Raw genomic sequence first — 17,020 nt, 5'->3', positions numbered from 1 at the left:
TGATAAGTACACAAAACTGATTCATTCCTCTTTACTCTTCATATAGAGCACTGATCTATTATCCTACAGGATTAATGAATACTTTCTGGAGTGCTTAGCATGTATAAGGTCACACTCAATGAATTTGGGATTTAATGGTTTCCTCTCAAATTTAGTCTATTTCCTTTATTGATTAAATTCTTTCACTTCATTAAAGCAGTGCTTTATTATTCAACCATTCCCTTTATTCCCCTAAGTGAATGTTCTTTGTCAATGGAGCATCAGAATGCCAAAATCCTATTTTTGAAAGGTATATCGGTTTATGTTTCTGTAAAATCGATTTTCTACAAAGGAAATGCCAGCTACCAAATCACTATCTTGATTAATTATGGAGTTTAATAGACCCTTATTGGTTTAATGGAGGTCATAGCATTTAAATCTTTTTTCTATTGAAATGGAATATTTCTTTAACAGTTATCTATTATAAAAGGACAATAAATTTAAAGGGGGAATGATGATGGATACACAAAAATTTATGAGTTTATCCTCGTTAGTTAAAGTAGAAACAGTCAACAAAATGTTAAAAATGGAGCAAAAGGATCATTTAAAGAATGTGGCTTCTAAATTAGGATTATCCGAATCCACTTTCTCAAAAATCATGAGAAATAATGCAACTTTTCAATTCAACAAAACAACTAAACTTTACGATCGTATTATGCCAATTGAGGAATACAAGAAATTCCTCGAGTCGAGTTCAAACGAGGAAAAAACAGAGGAAACACTTGAGTTTGTTGCTGAACATCTTGAAGATTTAAAGAAAATATTGAACGCATACCGTAGTCAATTGATGCTGGAACCAGAGATTTACACTCCAAGCAGCGAGACTATTACAAAGACGATTCAAGTCAACGGTGATATCTACCGTAAATTTTCTGAACTGCATTCCAGTCAATTTTCACATTTACGACTTCGTGACATCTTCAGTAAATGTCTTCTTGATTTCGTCAAAACATATGGTCATAAAGAAATAGAGAGTCCTGAGAAGTAGCACAGGATTCTCTTTCTTTTGTTAATAGTAGATCTTCTTGCATCTACCACTCTTCACCTGAATATTTATTAGGCATAAACGGATAATGATAAATTTCGATATCCTTATCAATAAATCCCCTTCTCTGTGCAGCCTTTAACGTTTGATACATATTTTCTCGACCAACAACATTATCAGTGTGAATGTAAATTTTATTCCCAGGTCTTAAACCATTTTCACAAATGATTTTTACTAAATCATAGCCAGTCCTTTGTATTTCACCTGTTTCATTCAACCCTAAGTCATGGTCTAACGAAAGAATATGCACTTTTTTAGTTTCTATTACATGGACAGCCCCTTCCACTGTTTTAACACCAATAAACCCCTCTGGTATATCTCGTAAATCATCCAAATAGAGGTTGACCCATCCATATTCTCGAAGTAACTTAATTGTTTCAGTTTGAACTTCACCATTCCATCCAAAATATGCCCGATCCAACGAAAGAGGTTCTATTGTGGCATAATTCTTTAATAAATACTTTGTAATGTCTACAAAATTAAAGAAGCACGATGTGGACAACGGCGTTCTTCCAAGAGAATCTTTCATGTTAGGATTAGCACCACATTCAATAAGTTCCGTTACAAATTCAATACAATTATTAAAAACTGCCCAGTACAGTAGAGTCTGTCCCTGAACCTCTTCATTTACATCGTTTTGCTTTAAATATTTCCTTAAACCAGGTACGTCATTCTTACTCAATAAACTTAAATAATCCATGAAAATCACCACTTTCAGCAATAGATACAATAGAAAATACACAAGAACAGAAACTGATCCTATCCAGTAAGGAAGCTAACTGGAACGGTTGAAGCTCCATTAAAAGCCTCCTATAAAATGATTACTGTTTAACCGTATAATTTCCGCCATAAAGTTATGTCAAAATAAGAACAATTTGTATTTTATTAACATATAGAGAGGTGAATCTTTTAAAATAGGTTCGATGGTTATTCAAGGAGGGATTAGTTTGTTTAATGCTAATGATAACACGCAAGTCGTATTTCCAGATGAAATATTAAAAGGAAAGAAAATCGAATTCATTGTAGTAAGCCCCATTAATAATAGCGTCGGCGTATCTGGCGTATCCGGTAGAATAAAGAATTTACATTTATTAAGGCTCTATCAATTAATATGTGATGAAGACCAAAAGTTTTACCCGACACACGAAATTGGAGCATTTACCTTCCATTCAAAATTAGAATTAATCGAATTTGCCAACCAATTGCCCGAAATGTCGGCTTTTGAAATTTTAATGGCAATGAATCCACATCCAGCATTAACAAATTGAATACCAATGTCATCAATCTTTGTAGCTATTTTGAAGCGATTAATTTCTTATTAATGATTTAACTTGCAACTGGGTGGAATGGATTTTTCTCCTTATCCAATGGCACTAGGCGGGAAGTCAGAGGATTGGATAGAAACCATCGAATCTATGCAATTTTTTGTTCCGGCTGAATCTACAGTGGTTGTCGAAGATACGGCATCTGCGGGTAATGGCATTTTCGCCTTGATTCAAGATAAACCTATGGTAGCATTAGATCAATACAACCCAGCTTTGGATGGTGAACCAAAAGAGTTTAAACAACTCACGCAAGCAGAGGCAAAAGAACAGATATATGCGTATTTGAAACCCTATTTGGTAGAGGGGGCAACTAAAGAAGAAATCTTCTCACGGTGTCGCCAAGTCTCTACTCATGGATGGGCGTAAAAAGTTAAATCAAGAAATGGGAGATGCCTAAAGTGTCTCTCTTTTTTTCTACAATTATTTGGAGGAGACAATGAAATGATGACAAATGATGGGGCAAGGAACTATTTCAAGGAGTTAGGATTGACCTATTCAGCCATTCGTGAAGAGGATATTAAAGTTCTCAACAAGATTTTGGCTGAGGAACTGAAGCTGTATAAAAGTTCAGGATGGGAACATGCCGAAGCGATGGATATGAAAGTCCGAAGAGTATTGAAAAAGGATCTAAAAGTAATGGATACCGGTTTAGAATATGCTTACCTAAAAGTAAAAGGAAGTAATTTTGAATCAAGGGAAGCCATCTCCTTTAACAAAGACGGATTCATTGGCTTTGCGGGAGAATTGGATAGCGAAAATACACAGCCCATCTTAAAAGCATTTTGCAGATGGTGTGACGCATTGGAAAGGAGCTCTCATGTATACCTTTGAATATAAACAAGTTGTGTTTAGCTCTTTGACTAAACCATATTATCAGGAACTTGATGTTGAGAAGCTCAATGAGTTAGGGATGGAAGGTTGGGAGTTCATTGGTGTATTTAGTGGCCGATGTCTCTTCAAAAGAAAGAAAGGTTAATAAAAAATGACCTGGTTCCCACTTATGGGGTCCAGGTCTTTCTTTTAGATTCTGCTTTTCAATTGTCCATAATTTAGATAGATACCCCAATCATTCGAAGTCACTGTTTGAGCAAAACGCGTTACTTTTTCTCCGCTCAATTTTGCAAAAACCCACTCATACTTCTCCTAATATATCCATTTTTATTGCCAATAGGCAAAACAGGTTACTTTTCCTCCGCTCAATTTTGCAGAAAAACCAAACTACGCACTTTTCTTCCGCATAATTTTGTAGCTTTGACGAATTGTAGTGAAAATTGGTATACCTAAATAGTCAAACATCTAGCCATAATTTGGGAGGTGTAAACTCATGGAGCTTGTTTTCAAAAATCATGTACCAGTTGCAAATAAATTGCTTATTACTTTATAAGGTCTTAATAAAAATGCAAAAACAATAGATGGGAAGAAACTCTATGAGTAGCACTACTATCCCAGATGAATGGCTAAGTGTTCGCTGGAATCGCACGATGATCAAACAGTTACTCTCTTTCCTTGGACTTGCAGACAGTACAGGAAATGTAGGTGTGGATGAATTACATCAATTAGCCAACATCACATACTGTTCCGTTCGTACACTTCGTAAACTAAAGGTCTTCCGTTCACTTGCATTAGTGGAAAGTACCTATTTGTATGGTGAAATAGGCGTAACTGATCTGCCTCGACATGGAGCTGCTTAACTAACTCAATGCTTCGACTGTACTGATTTCCTCACCTTTATAATCAATCATAGTAGGATTCTTAAAATGTGTCGAAGGCCGAAAATGATTTCGACTTTGGTTCACCTTGAATTAGTCATAAAGGTAACTAATAGAAAATTTCGAATATGTTCAAGTAGAAAAAAGCCAGATATACCAACTCTTCTAATACTTCCTTACTAACTTTAGTGGTCTTCTCTGCCTTTCCGCTAAGCATGCAGCCATTTCATCAGATTGATTTGCCTTCATATAGAGATCACCATATATTACATTTATCATCTTTGAAACATCCCTCAAGCGTTCTTCATCCATTCCAGGTATTAGATTAGACACTGTCTCGTAAGACTTTTCTCGAGTATCAAAGAGAGCGGGTTCGGTTATGGTGCATGCAATTTTTAATGCCATTTCCGCTGTCTTAATTCTGTAATTCGTCGCACCACCTCTTAAATACTCCAGTTCCATTTTCAACTCCTTCAATAAGTCTTCATGTTTAACTCCACTCTTTCTCAAGGAATCCATCGGAAAGCCTCCTATTCCTCTTTAATTGAGATTTATTAACTTAGAGACTCAATGTCCCTTTTAACCCACTCAATGGTTTCTTCAATGGTTTTGACCCCCAATTGTGTACGCGGTATCCATTTTCCATCTTTATAAAGTAAAAATGAACTTCCTGTCTTTGAAATGTTACCAATGACATTTTTTCTACGGCCTATTTTCTTTCTAGTGATACATTCTCCATTAACTAAATTATTCTTTATTGAATTCAGCTTTAAACCTGGCACTTTCTCAAGTTGTTTCAAGAGAATCTGATTATCCATTTCAACTCTCCCTTTTTAACCATCATATAGTCAATGAGTTCGTAATAAAAGGAATAATCAACCAACAAGACCTATTTATAATTAAAAGTACTCCACCCTACGCCCTCTGACACTGTGACATAAAGAAAAAGGCAGCAATAATATAACTGCTACCTTTTCCATAAATTCAATCTGATCTTCGTAACTACTTTATGCTTATTTTTTCCCTTATGATTTCCTTCACTAAAGGATGCTCTAATCCAAAATCAAATCCATTCACAAGGATATTTAATTTTGTCTCCAGTGATGCTTCTCTTAAAACAGCCTCAATTCGCCATACATAGCTTGGACTAAGATTTACTCTCTGAGCCAAATCCTCTAGGGAATAAAAGTTCTTACCTCTTAGTTCTCTAACCAATTTACCAAATTCAAATGATTCCTCTTTCTCCATCATTATTTCCTCCTTCAATAACTACGAATAGTTCCTGTTTTCTCTTAAATACTTGGTATACTACTCGAGTAATGAAGGAGTTATAACTCTTCTCTTATACTTTTCTAGCTTAGCCCATATAGAGGGAAATTTGATTAGGTGCCCTCGATTAAAACAGCATTCTACCAATTTCTTCGAACGATTGAAATCATAATTGCCTAAAGGGATAATAAGTAACTACTCCTCAAGTCAAGACATTGGTTATAGAATTCAAATGACACCTGAATTTTCTTTTACAAATTTCATAGGTCCCTGCAAAAACATCGTGCTGTAATGATATTCTTCTCGAGTTTCCAAACAATAAAATCCAACTCTATAATGATGGCTACTTTCTTTGTATGCAGCCAGGAAATTAGCATAATCCTCATCCTTATCTACTCTTCCTTGTATAAGAACATCATTTTTATCTTTGGTCAAAGTGATATGAATATATACTTCATCACACTTTTCAATCATTGTGGTGTAAAAATACCAATCTATCCCCGTACCCACACGAATGTCTTGAACGCACTCTCCTTCATCTTCTGGATACCATATCGCAGTGTCTAACTCATCAATTCTTCGTTTTACCTCATCCATTTCTCCTTTCGTCCTTACACAATTCATAATTACCGGTAACCCGCCCTTTTCAGTAATTAAATTTAAATTCATATTTGTCATCCTTTCGTATATTTATTTACTAGGTTTATAGACATATGTGATACGCAAACATTTCCCATCAACTATAGGCAATGGCATAAAAAAAGCACGCTCCTCAATGGAAACGTGCTCTACTTTGACAATATATAGTTATGTATTCAATAAAAAAAATGTTATACAGTTTCATATGCCTTTATACTCCTAGTGATACATTAATTCTAACTGATATCCAGTCTTTTAGATATGGTAATTACAGGTATGCTATTATCCTTTTAGATATTTGAATGACAATATATTTGCTTGTTATATCCATTCTAAATGAATAGCACAGGCAAAAGAGGGACTGCCTTACTTGATATGGTGAGGTTAATTACTATGAATGAAGTGATTTGTTCAGTATCCGGGATACGATTCATACATATCTTCTAATATACCTTAGCAAAGTGATTATAATGCTTTCTATGTGATATTCCTCGTATAAGTCACCTTATGATGCTGGTCATATCTATGTGTTCCTGTCGTTCCACATTAGCTCTCCCATATAAGAAGAAAAAATTGTCCTCTTTCAAAACCAGGATCCTTCCATTAGGTGGGCTTTTTTTGATTCACCACTACACGATAAAAGCCGCTGAATTACTCAACGTCTTTCGTTCATTCTTCTATTTAGTTTAGATTCATTCGCCTACTCTTACAAACCATTCCCAAAAAGATGTGCCTTGAGCCACGATGAAATAATCTAAAAATGAAGCAAATCCAAATGGGAATTTAACAAGCTCTTCATCTTCAAAATTCATAGCTTCTCCTAACCACATCTTGTTAGTCCCGCTCTCTAAATCGCATTCACAGACTATTTCTATTCCGTCCAATCCGACACCCACCGGAATAAAGTTATCTGGACACTCCCATAATTCCTTATGTTCTTCCATTTCTTCAATAGAAAATAAGGTAGTCCCATCACCTCCCTTATATTCAAAAAGGGTGGCTCCATTATGCTGCATTAAAAACTCCCTCAATGCTCTCGGAGCAAAATCGGGTAGCTTTTTTAATTCGGATTCGGTAGCCGGTAGATTGAATGTAAAAGAAGCGTTAAGCACCTCTCCATCTTCTTGTTGGATCAACAATTGACCATCATTTAACCGTTGTTTTAATGAGTCTAATGTCTTCAAGTTCATTGGTCCTTTCTAATTATTTTACAATAGAGTAATTCAGCCAATAGATTGGAAATTCCTTTATTCTTTTGATTTTTTTTGTAGAAAAAGACAAACTTAAAATAAGGCAAGATTTTAGAGGCACCTCAAAACATCAACGAGATAATCATGATTATGAAGTGTTTTTCCATGTAGAATATCTTTTCCCTGTTGAAAAGAGGGAAAAGAGCTTTTATCCTTCTTTGATACTAACTGGACACTTCATGAATCCATTATATATACGGGTGATGTTCATTCCGTATGAATAGCTTAGGCATAAGGGCTGCTGACCAATTCTATATGGTTAGGAAAAACACTCGAAAGAATCGATAGGATCAAAAGCAAAAGATAAAAGAAAATGATTCTTATGTGATTTCCTTAAATAGTCTGCCTAATGATGCTAGTCATACCTATGTGTTCCTCTCGTTCCACATTAGCTCTCCCATATAAGAAGAAAAAAATGTCCACTTTCTTATTCACCTGAAGGCATTCGCTATCCCTATTTAATTCTTTATGAAATAGTCTGCATGACACTGTATTTTGAGAATGAAGTGAAAGGTAATTATCTATCGCTTGTCGAATTATATCTAATTAACATCTAATTAAGCTGGAGGTTTGGAAATGGAGCTATGGTTTAAACAAAAAGATGACCCTTACCGATTCAAAAGACTTACGGAAGCTGCATTGCATAAGGCAGAAAAATTTCTTGGTCATAGACTACCCGAAACCTTCGTTACCCTTTTGAAAAAACAAAACGGAGGAAGCATACGATATAATGCCGTCCGCTTAGAGAATGTAACCATTCATGATGAACCCTATCTTGAGTTGACTTACTTGATGGGAGTGGGTGAGGATCTCGGTATCTTGGATTCACCTTGGCTATTAGAAGAATGGGAAATGCCAACTGACCTCATATTGTTAAGTGGTGATGGACATTCCTGGATAGCTCTTGATTATCGACAAAACAAAGAAGAGCCATCTATCGTCTTTCTGGACAATGAATCAGAGGTAGATGTTACGATTGCCTCTAGTTTAGATGAATTTCTTAATCAACTTTATATAGAAGAAGAATTGCCACAGCATGAAGATCCAGATGAGGAAGAACGTTGGAATAATGGTGAAATTATAGATGAGGAATTAGTCAAAACCCTGAGTGCTTCAAATAGAATCAGCGTTAACAAAGCCCTTACCTATCTCAGCCATTATCCAAATCCCAAGATTATTGAAGCTCATGTTTTCGACTTGTTTAAACACAAAAAAGAAGAAGTGAAAGAAGAGGTTGGCTTTTATTTTTATTATGGAAATAAAATCAAGAGCATTGATGAGCAATACATAAATAAAGCAATCGAGATTATGAAACAAGATCCCGAGGTCTCTTATTATGTAGATTGGATAAAGGAATGGAATGACGAACAAAAAGAGCAGTAGATACAGACCCTTAGATCCTTTTTCTTCACCTAAGATATTTAATTCTCATAGATACCATATAATGACGCTAGTTATATCTATGTGTTCCTGTCGTACCACATTAGTTCCCCCATATAAGAAGAAAAAAATATCCACTTTAAAAATACAAAACATAGCACTATAAGTGACCCAAATGAAATAAAACTCTATTTTAACAAAGACTGTTTTCATATAAATTGTTGCTTCTAAATAGAAACGTTTAAATAAAGTTAGCTCTTCAACTAACGAGGCAGTTTAGTTGAAGAAGGAGAATTTAAACGTTTTGTTGAAATCATTACTTTATAAAAATATATGAGGGGGAATATAAATGGTCTTGCAAAGAATTAGCCTAATTACTATCGGTGCATTCAATTTGCCTATTTTACGTTCGTTCTATAAAAATTTAGGATGGGAAGAAACAGAGATAAGTTCTGATAATTACGCTGTCTTTAAAACGGCAGGTGTCAATCTTTCAATATTTCCTATTGAGGAATTGGCTAAGGATGCAGCAGTTGAAATTACTCAAAGCGTAGATACCTTTCGTGGAGTATCTTTTTCAATCAACGTAGATAAACCCGAAGAAGTTGATACAACAATTGATGCTATTAAAAAAGCAGGTGGGAATATTTTAAGAGAACCAAGCGATGCCTTCTGGGGAGGAAGAACAGCTTATTTTTCGGACCCTGAAAACAACCTTTGGGAGATTGCTTGGAATCCAGATTCAGTATTCGATGAACGTGGAGCTATGATTTCCTTTTAATAGGTTCTTACTTATGTATGCCTTGTATCAGTTTTCTTAAAGTACCAGGTCATTACTCCGAAGGGCTGTGATCAGCTCTTTTTGTTATTCCGTTAAAGGGGCAGTTTAGCTGAAGAAGGAATGCATTTAATATTTATCGAATAATGTGAAAAATAGGTGTCAAAGAGGTGATATTTATTGAATAAGAAATTTATTGCCTTATTTATAGGTTTAGTAAGCGTTTTGTTATTTGCCTGTATTCAAGAAGTAAAATTTAGAGCAACCATTGAAGAAATCAATGAGGATAGTGCTATTGTTGTCGATTCCAAAGGCGGTAGAATAGTTGTTGATCTATCGGTAAATCGTGCAGTAACGTTTCAAATTGGGGACGAAATAGAAGTAGGTTATGATGGTGTAATGCAAGAATCCAGTCCTGCTAAAATTAATACCCTATCCGTTGAATTAGTTGAATAATACGTTAGTGGAAAGCTCATTAAATTAAAAATAGTAACGATTTCAAAATAGAAAATATTAAATAACCTTTTCTGTTGAACTCCTTATGGTAGAAACGGGGCAGGTTAGCGGAAGAAGGAAAATCGAGACAGAATAACGAATTAAATGTTAAATATGGTAAAGTGGGTGATTACGTTGACTGATGATAGTATCCAAAGAACGATAGTTGTATTATTGGCTTTCCTCGTTGTGGTTTTAGGAGTAATAGCATTCCAGTTAGCTGAGATAAGCGATAAAATTAATAGTGTTGGAGTTGCTGTCGATTCTAAGGACTTTATTATTAACACTGTAGATGATGAAAGCGTAAATACAGGAGAATAACAAGAGCCACTAGATTCTAGTGGTTTTCTTATTTTAAAAATTTCTATCCCGAGTTAAAGTGGGTGAGAAACTCCCAATAGGCAATGAAAAAGTATATTAAGTTGTGAATAAATGCACTTAAACAAAAGGGGGCTTTAGCGGAACAAGGAGACAGAGAAAATCTATCTATCTTTTTTGCCATTAGCAATAAAGTTTACAAAATGGACCTAACAAACAAAAAAAACGAAGGCCTATATGTGTAGACCTTCGTTTTTCATCTCCTTTATCCGCCTTTGCAATGTCTTAGGCTGTATACCTAATTCGCGACATATTTCCTTTTTCTTGAGCCCTTCGCCTAACAGTCCCCTTATTCTTTGTTTCTCCTCTTCCATCAAAATCCTCTTGCTTACGTTTGGATTTCCATACATTTCTGTTCTGTACCGCTTCACTTTCTGCATTCTGTTTCTTCTCTTTTTTTCTTTACCACTTATTATCGTCTCTAGTTGCATCTTTTCTTCCATCTCTGGCGTTATACCTAGCCTTTCTAAAATCTTTTCGGTTTTGAATAAATACTGCTTTCTTTCAACATTCCGGGTATCTTGGTCAATGAGGGATTGTTTTAGTGGGATTTTAAAGTGGGAATTCAGTTCGAACATCATTTCTTTTGCTTCCGTAGGAGTAAATCCAGCCAAGAGAGCATGTGATCGAACGAGGAGGCATAAGAACCTTCTACCATCTAAGTCACCATTGAAATAGTCGACAATCTTGAAGAAGTCTCTTAATCTGTTTGTGTTGAGGGTATATGTGTTACGGAGATAAATGACTTTACTCTTTTTCTTCGGCTTGGATTTCCATGCTGGATACCAATCTGGCAAAGGATCTAACCACTTCCCTTTTATGGTTTCCACCTCATATTCATATCCAAATACCTCTACTTTAACTTTACTGCCATCCTTGCTATTGATACTACCAGGAATTCTTCCGTGTGAAGTTGTCGGTTGAGCTTCTGCACCGTACATGGACAGCCGTTTAGCAAATACCTTTGATATCCTCCTCGCTACATTTTTGGATCCGTCAGAACCAATTTTTACGTAGAGGTCCTTCATTTTATATAGCAGCCTTAGTTGATGGCCATATTCGATAGCAGATGGATGTGGAATAGTGTTCCCTACCTCATTTTCTAGAATATGTTGCCAAATTTGTTGAGGATTCTTGTTTTTATATTTTGGTATTTTTCGAAAATCCACATCTATCTGTATCAAAGGAACAGAAAACACGTTGTCCTCTGTAGCACTCCTCATTGTTTTGTAGGTTGATAGAGAATACATCAAATCTACGTTTGGTGCAAAACGGTTCGATTGCAAGATTGAATGCAACTTGACTTTATCTTTTAGGGATTGTATGGGTTGGAAGTATGTCTCTCCTGTTTCTTTATTCAACAAGTGTACAAAAGCATTGGCTTCTGTATCAAAAGCAAAGGAGAAGAAATCTGTCAGTTCAGATAAGTGAGTGGAAGAGGATTTTATTTTTGAAGGAGCATTAACGGTTTTCCTTTTTCGTTTTTTCCCCTCAGTTAATCCTAATTTCTGATAAGCATACAAACGGTGTTCAGAGAAACCATAGTTCCTTAGATTTATATCCAAGACATTTTTAGGAACACCAATCATCACCTCCAATAAATCATCTATGTCCCTTGGTTGATAAGGACAATAGGTATTCTGATTTTTGGGGGCATAAGTAGGTACCGATGGTAATTCTAGCAATGCCTGTTTATTTCTTTTTTTATATTCCTTAATGGCTCGTTCTGAATCTGTACTTGAATTTTGGAGTAGCTGTTCTGCTAAACTCATAATTAAAACCTCCTTGATGAGAACATGGATTGGGAATTCATTTTAAAAAGCACATATCATGGTAGGCCAATCAGACCTTTTCTAGTTTTATTTACAAACTGAGATAGTGTTTTAGGCGATACATGATGGACAATCTTTCATGAATAATAGCTTTTTAGAGGAAACCTAAATGAATGGGTTTAAGGCTTGAGAATTATCTAGAGACATACAGAAGGTTGTTCACTGGCGAACGGAAACCTTTTAATTGTTTTCTTTATTTTACATGTAAACCCAGATTAAATAATCTTTTTCATGTCTTAGTAAGTTCGAGCAAATTTGATAGATCCTTTAGTCTTTTTTATTAGATATCTAACAATCTTTATAAACAATATATTTACTCTTCTGTGGATTACAGATTGTCTTTTCTGCATTTTTGAGCGGAGGTTTCATGCATAGTTTTGACTTTAGGCAAAAAACAGGAGGCTAGTTTAGAGCAAAACTGCAAAATTAAGCGGAGGATTTATGCGTAGTTTCATCTTTTCTGCATTTTTAAGCGGGAAAATTGTGTGATATTTTGCCTTTAGGCAATAAAACGGGATAATAACAGATAAAAATCACTGGTAACATGCAATGATGAGCGGAAGATTTGTCCAATGTGTTTTGCCGTTTCTGCAAAATTGAGCGGAGAAAATGTGCTTTGTTTTGCCTATTGGCAATAAGGTTCTTCATATCCATTTGTCCTTCCCTTTATTTTGAGTAAATGAAATCACAGTTTTATATAGTCAGGTAGCCAACTGTTAAAGAAATTTTGAAGTGATTATATAAAAGCCATTAGCCAGTAAAGAGAAATTGAACAGTATACAATAATGTATAGATAACATAAACAAAAGAAAAAGCCGAGAAGCAATACCGTAGCAACGTTCTGGATAACGTTTACTTCGCCACAGTAATTACTTCTCGGCTCTTCAATGATTTCTATGCATTGTTTGTTGGGTCAAACTTGTTGCCACCCTCACCCGCCAGTAAAAGATGGCATGACTTACAAATCCGCTTTATGACAGCCACCACTCTTGCATTAGTGGGTGGACTTTTTTATTGTATCCTTTTTTAGAACCTTTCTTCAACAGAACCAGCAAATTAAAAACTGATAAGCAAGTGTAAAAAACCACTTTTTTACATTCTGTGAGAGGTATGAGTACAGACTATTCAAGATAGGAAGTTTTTGCACTCGATCTAACAAATAGGCAATTAGTGTTTAGGATAAAGGATTGAAAGTCTATACTGATTTGATTTGGCATAAAAAAAGAAGGTCTACCAGAAAATTTTTGGAGGGTAACTATCGTTTATGACCAACTTAAAAGACCAATGTACATTTTCTTCCTTTCATTTCTTTTTATCCAATATATTTTAGAAATCTTTCTTGGATTAGCTCTGAAATATAATAATCATCTTCAACTTCTAATCCCATTGATTCAAAAAATTTAATCTCTTTCTGTTCTTCTTCAACTAGATACTCAACGAATATTTTAGACATAGCCTCAAATCTTTTGATTTTTATACTACCTGTTTCATTTAACGCTAGTTCATATATTTTTTTTATTCTGTTATATTTCTCTTCATCAGTTATTTGCGTATCTATTGCCATTAATGACAAGTAATAAGGATTATGAATCAGGTAATCTAAGTAATACTTTCCAGCCGGGCCTAGTCTAACAGAATCCCTTGCTTCAATTATATCTAATGTGCCATTCGAATTAATTATAGCTCCAGTCCTCTGCAGATTTTTTAAAATGTCCATGAATGCTTCTAGTCTTACTACCGTGTTTCTAAATTTTTCTTCATACATATCACTAATAGAAAAATATCCTTGAGGTAATTGCCCCCGTGAAATACCAATTCTTGATTGAGCATATCTTAGGATTCTTATTTTCGTAAAATGTGAAAAGAAGCCGTCATTATCAATATAAAATATATTAATTAATGGTTCAGTCTTGTTACCATTGAAATGAATCCTATCCTGCAAAGCTAATCCTCGTAATAATTGATTAGATTCAATGAATTTCACAGATGGTGTACCAGTTGCCTGTTTAATAGCTGATGCAATCAAATTTTCAAAGCTTATGTTATAAGATGACATGATTGATTTAAAGTACTTCAGGCAATCTCTCAAATCATTATTAGCTAGCATTTCAATCATCAGCAAATTTTCTGGATTCCCTAAAAAAGTTTGCGTCATTACTTCAACTATATCTAACTTTCTTAATGTCACAACAGCTCCATTTTCTGTTGGTATACGGTAAAATTCATCCTCTTCCGTCTCTTCCTTTAACATCTTAATGCGTTTAGAAATGACATTAACGAGCCTAGGAGAAGGAATATGAAATCTCTCAATTTCAGCATAATTTAAATCTTTTTCTTTTCTATGCCCGTAGTATACTTCCTCCCTAAGAGTACAGATTACGGTACTCTTTAAGTTTTCTCTTAAAGTATTTGAATGTTTGAATACACGTTTTTGCATCTCTGCACTTAATTGGTCAACATTATCATAAATAATACAAGTACCATAGCCAATTGAACGAAGATAATCAAAGATTCTACTAACATGGTGTCTTTTATTTTTTTTGCTTTCTATAATTACTCTAGCAATTTCCCTTCTTTTTTCTTCTTCAGTTGGAAATAGGGCAATCGTACCCATTTCTTTTCTGATGTCTTTATGAAAAATAGTTTTTGTTTTTTCGGGATCAGTATATAATTCTAGTTCGTTATACTTTTCTGATAGTTGTTCTTCTATCTGCTCGAATACAAAATTCTCTATATCTCTTCCTTCTTCATCCATTTTCTTGAAATCAAGATATAGCCATACTAAGAACTCTTTATCAGTATCTGACAATATAAAATCAAAAAATCGAAATATGAAGGTTGTCTTCCCTACTCCTGAACCACCAATTAACAAAAATAACTTTGTACTGTTTTTTTCACGTAAGAAAACTTTTTCAAAATTCCCAGCAGATTTCTTTGTCGTTTCAATATCTTGTATTGGGTAACCTATTAAAGGTGACCTATCTCTTATTACCATTTCTATTTCTCTTTCTAACTTTCCAGCAGCTTCACTTTCGCAATAACATTTTCTTAATAATTCCTTATTTGTAGTAATATCGGAAAAATATCTGCCGTGTATTTCTTGAAAATATTTAGCTAAGATATTTCCATTTTCCTTAGCATTAATATCTGCTTGTGTACTTGTTATTTTATCTTTAAATGCTGGTCTATTTCTTAAAACTGCATTTTCATTTGATTTCAATAGTTCCTCAAGAGAACTGCTCCCCTTACATAAGGGAGATAATATATTGAATAGACGAGAAAAACGATGTTGGATATCATCTATATTTTGAAATAAATATGTGTCATGATAATTCTGATAGTTGATATATGGAATGTATGTTATTGCCAATTGACTTCCATTGAAGACAACTACGAGATCAATATTATTAATCGTTGCATAGTTAATTCCTTGTTCTATAGCAGCCTTTAATGGAGATTTTTTATCATTAAGTGATTGATATTTTATAGTTAGAGTTTTAGGCATATAAAAATCCACTTTTGTTTTCTTTGCTTCTAATACAAAGACATTTTGAGAAGATCTAAAAATATAATCATAAAAACCAATACTATTTACATGACCTTCTCTTTTTATCTCTGATTCATCCCATTTAAGTACTTCTTTAAATAATGAATCTATAAGCTTAGAACGAGTATCTGCTTCACTAAAATTAGATATATCTTCAAAAGATTTGATCTTTTCGAGCCATAAGGACAAATTTCCACTACAAGCAACATAATCGCGTGCTTCTGCTATTCTCAATCTTAGCACCCACCTAAAAAAAAGGATTATAATGGTAATCATACCACAATAATCCTTTTATTGGTTAATTTTGGTTAATATCATAAAACTAACGAACTTGCTTTTTCTATACTTTTAATATGATTTTTCAAAAAGGGTTTTCTTTTTAGAAGAATATTTTTTACTCCATCATCCATTTCATTTGGAAATTCTTTACTTATATATATCAACGAAGCACATATTTCAAGCCAATATACTTCCTCACAATCAGAAGGCTTATTGTTAATTATTCTTTTAACTCGGTTTAATCGTGGTTTATGTTCTTCAGATATACTATATTTGGTGCATTCTTCCTCTATATAATTCCTATTATTATTAATATTAAATAAAAGAGAGGTGAGAACTCTAGAATAAGGTCCTCTTTGATGCCAAAAGAATTTTATATCCCCGATATAAATACCCATTATTTGGGTTAAATACCCTACTTTTTGAGCAATAATTCTGTCATCATAAGTATCAATAGAAGGGTATCTTCCCAACAAATATTTATATACCAAAGAATATGCTATAGATTGTTTATGATTTATGTCTTCCACCTCTCTCCTCTTTAATACCAATAAATTGAAATAACAACTGTATTTGACATACTAATTTTACATTTTTTAGTATCAACGGTCAATTATTAACTTGTTGACAATTGTCAACAAATTAATGCGTCACTAAAACCATTTTATGCAAATCATACATATATGGTAATAATCAGACACTAATTCATTTAGTATTCCCATCTTTTCTTTATATAATATATGGCTTAGGTTCTAAATGTGATTAATGAAAACATAAAAGAGAGCTTATTACTCTTTATGCCGCTCCAACCGGTTATAGTACTGTATGTCTCGGAATATCTCCTTATACCTAAATTCCCCCTTCACCTTGAGCATTCAGAGTGTTTCACCAATCAGTTGCCATTCTAGCTCTCCACTTCTTTTATCTCCATAATTAAGATGAAATATTACAAAACACCTACATTTCTTTTCTCTCCTATGTGTAATCAAAATAAAGTTTTCCGAAAACACACCCCTCCAACCCGCATTCCTACGTTCGAGTTAAAATAAAGTTTT

The 17,020-nt window shown here is 34.2% G+C and carries 19 protein-coding genes; 9 read left to right on the top strand and 10 right to left on the bottom strand.

What is annotated here, in order from left to right:
- The first annotated feature begins 496 nt into the window (after positions 1 to 496).
- On the top strand, positions 497 to 1,027 hold the full coding sequence (locus AC4D4B_RS18125) for a hypothetical protein (RefSeq protein ID WP_491000710.1): 531 nt from the start codon (positions 497 to 499) through the stop codon (positions 1,025 to 1,027).
- A gap of 43 nt (positions 1,028 to 1,070) precedes the next feature.
- On the opposite strand, the gene AC4D4B_RS18120 is transcribed toward AC4D4B_RS18125, so the two are convergent.
- Both AC4D4B_RS18120 and AC4D4B_RS18115 read right to left on the bottom strand, forming a co-directional pair.
- Positions 1,071 to 1,784, bottom strand: a complete 714-nt coding sequence (locus AC4D4B_RS18120; protein ID WP_491000709.1) for a cyclic-phosphate processing receiver domain-containing protein — start codon at positions 1,782 to 1,784, stop codon at positions 1,071 to 1,073.
- A complete protein-coding gene (locus AC4D4B_RS18115; protein WP_491000708.1) occupies positions 1,759 to 1,884 on the bottom strand; it encodes a hypothetical protein in 126 nt (41 codons plus the stop codon). The genes AC4D4B_RS18120 and AC4D4B_RS18115 overlap by 26 nt, the downstream gene beginning before the upstream one ends.
- Positions 1,885 to 2,031: 147 nt before the next feature.
- Here AC4D4B_RS18115 and AC4D4B_RS18110 point away from each other — a divergent pair, with 147 nt between their 5' ends.
- From AC4D4B_RS18110 to AC4D4B_RS18095, 4 genes are all read left to right on the top strand, one after another.
- Positions 2,032 to 2,352: a hypothetical protein gene (locus AC4D4B_RS18110; RefSeq protein WP_491000707.1), complete on the top strand. Its 321-nt coding sequence runs from the start codon at positions 2,032 to 2,034 to the stop codon at positions 2,350 to 2,352.
- A gap of 99 nt (positions 2,353 to 2,451) precedes the next feature.
- Positions 2,452 to 2,775 (top strand): hypothetical protein, encoded by a 324-nt coding sequence (locus AC4D4B_RS18105; RefSeq protein WP_491000706.1) that lies wholly within the window; start codon positions 2,452 to 2,454, stop codon positions 2,773 to 2,775.
- A 75-nt stretch (positions 2,776 to 2,850) separates the two neighbouring features.
- The gene (locus AC4D4B_RS18100; RefSeq protein WP_491000705.1) at positions 2,851 to 3,240 is read left to right on the top strand and encodes a hypothetical protein; all 390 of its coding nucleotides are present in this window, start codon (positions 2,851 to 2,853) and stop codon (positions 3,238 to 3,240) included.
- 596 nt (positions 3,241 to 3,836) lie between these two features.
- Positions 3,837 to 4,100 carry a hypothetical protein gene (locus tag AC4D4B_RS18095; protein WP_491000704.1) on the top strand — a complete coding sequence of 88 codons (264 nt, stop codon included), beginning with the start codon at positions 3,837 to 3,839 and terminating at the stop codon, positions 4,098 to 4,100.
- A 183-nt stretch (positions 4,101 to 4,283) separates the two neighbouring features.
- Here AC4D4B_RS18095 and AC4D4B_RS18090 read toward each other — a convergent pair whose 3' ends face one another.
- From AC4D4B_RS18090 to AC4D4B_RS18070, 5 genes are all read right to left on the bottom strand, one after another.
- Positions 4,284 to 4,637, bottom strand: coding sequence for a hypothetical protein (locus tag AC4D4B_RS18090; protein WP_491000703.1), 354 nt, complete (start codon positions 4,635 to 4,637; stop codon positions 4,284 to 4,286).
- A gap of 35 nt (positions 4,638 to 4,672) precedes the next feature.
- Complete coding sequence (locus tag AC4D4B_RS18085) at positions 4,673 to 4,936, bottom strand: hypothetical protein (protein ID WP_491000702.1); 264 nt, start codon at positions 4,934 to 4,936, stop codon at positions 4,673 to 4,675.
- Between the two features lie 184 nt (positions 4,937 to 5,120).
- Positions 5,121 to 5,366, bottom strand: a complete 246-nt coding sequence (locus tag AC4D4B_RS18080; protein WP_491000701.1) for a helix-turn-helix domain-containing protein — start codon at positions 5,364 to 5,366, stop codon at positions 5,121 to 5,123.
- 249 nt (positions 5,367 to 5,615) lie between these two features.
- Positions 5,616 to 6,056, bottom strand: a complete 441-nt coding sequence (locus AC4D4B_RS18075) for a hypothetical protein (protein ID WP_491000700.1) — start codon at positions 6,054 to 6,056, stop codon at positions 5,616 to 5,618.
- A 662-nt stretch (positions 6,057 to 6,718) separates the two neighbouring features.
- Entirely contained in the window at positions 6,719 to 7,216 is a 498-nt protein-coding gene (locus tag AC4D4B_RS18070; protein ID WP_491000699.1) for an SMI1/KNR4 family protein, read from the bottom strand.
- A gap of 636 nt (positions 7,217 to 7,852) precedes the next feature.
- Between AC4D4B_RS18070 and AC4D4B_RS18065 the strand changes: the two genes are divergently transcribed.
- From AC4D4B_RS18065 to AC4D4B_RS18050, 4 genes are all read left to right on the top strand, one after another.
- Complete coding sequence (locus tag AC4D4B_RS18065) at positions 7,853 to 8,659, top strand: SMI1/KNR4 family protein (protein ID WP_491000698.1); 807 nt, start codon at positions 7,853 to 7,855, stop codon at positions 8,657 to 8,659.
- 346 nt (positions 8,660 to 9,005) lie between these two features.
- Positions 9,006 to 9,437, top strand: a complete 432-nt coding sequence (locus AC4D4B_RS18060) for a VOC family protein (RefSeq protein ID WP_148630922.1) — start codon at positions 9,006 to 9,008, stop codon at positions 9,435 to 9,437.
- A gap of 177 nt (positions 9,438 to 9,614) precedes the next feature.
- Positions 9,615 to 9,890, top strand: a complete 276-nt coding sequence (locus AC4D4B_RS18055) for a DUF3221 domain-containing protein (protein WP_491000697.1) — start codon at positions 9,615 to 9,617, stop codon at positions 9,888 to 9,890.
- Between the two features lie 153 nt (positions 9,891 to 10,043).
- The gene (locus tag AC4D4B_RS18050; RefSeq protein ID WP_491000696.1) at positions 10,044 to 10,250 is read left to right on the top strand and encodes a hypothetical protein; all 207 of its coding nucleotides are present in this window, start codon (positions 10,044 to 10,046) and stop codon (positions 10,248 to 10,250) included.
- A 230-nt stretch (positions 10,251 to 10,480) separates the two neighbouring features.
- Here AC4D4B_RS18050 and AC4D4B_RS18045 read toward each other — a convergent pair whose 3' ends face one another.
- The 3 genes from AC4D4B_RS18045 to AC4D4B_RS18035 form a co-directional block, all read right to left on the bottom strand.
- The gene (locus AC4D4B_RS18045) at positions 10,481 to 12,079 is read right to left on the bottom strand and encodes a helix-turn-helix domain-containing protein (RefSeq protein ID WP_491000695.1); all 1,599 of its coding nucleotides are present in this window, start codon (positions 12,077 to 12,079) and stop codon (positions 10,481 to 10,483) included.
- Positions 12,080 to 13,451: 1,372 nt separating this feature from the next.
- The gene (locus AC4D4B_RS18040; RefSeq protein ID WP_491000694.1) at positions 13,452 to 15,920 is read right to left on the bottom strand and encodes a hypothetical protein; all 2,469 of its coding nucleotides are present in this window, start codon (positions 15,918 to 15,920) and stop codon (positions 13,452 to 13,454) included.
- An 80-nt stretch (positions 15,921 to 16,000) separates the two neighbouring features.
- Positions 16,001 to 16,495 (bottom strand): hypothetical protein, encoded by a 495-nt coding sequence (locus tag AC4D4B_RS18035; protein WP_491000693.1) that lies wholly within the window; start codon positions 16,493 to 16,495, stop codon positions 16,001 to 16,003.
- Positions 16,496 to 17,020 lie beyond the last annotated feature (525 nt).

The organism is Pradoshia sp. Z6_59 (assembly GCF_058267515.1).
The sequence above is the reverse complement of the archived record's forward strand: the minus strand, read 5'-3'. Positions and strand labels throughout refer to the sequence as shown.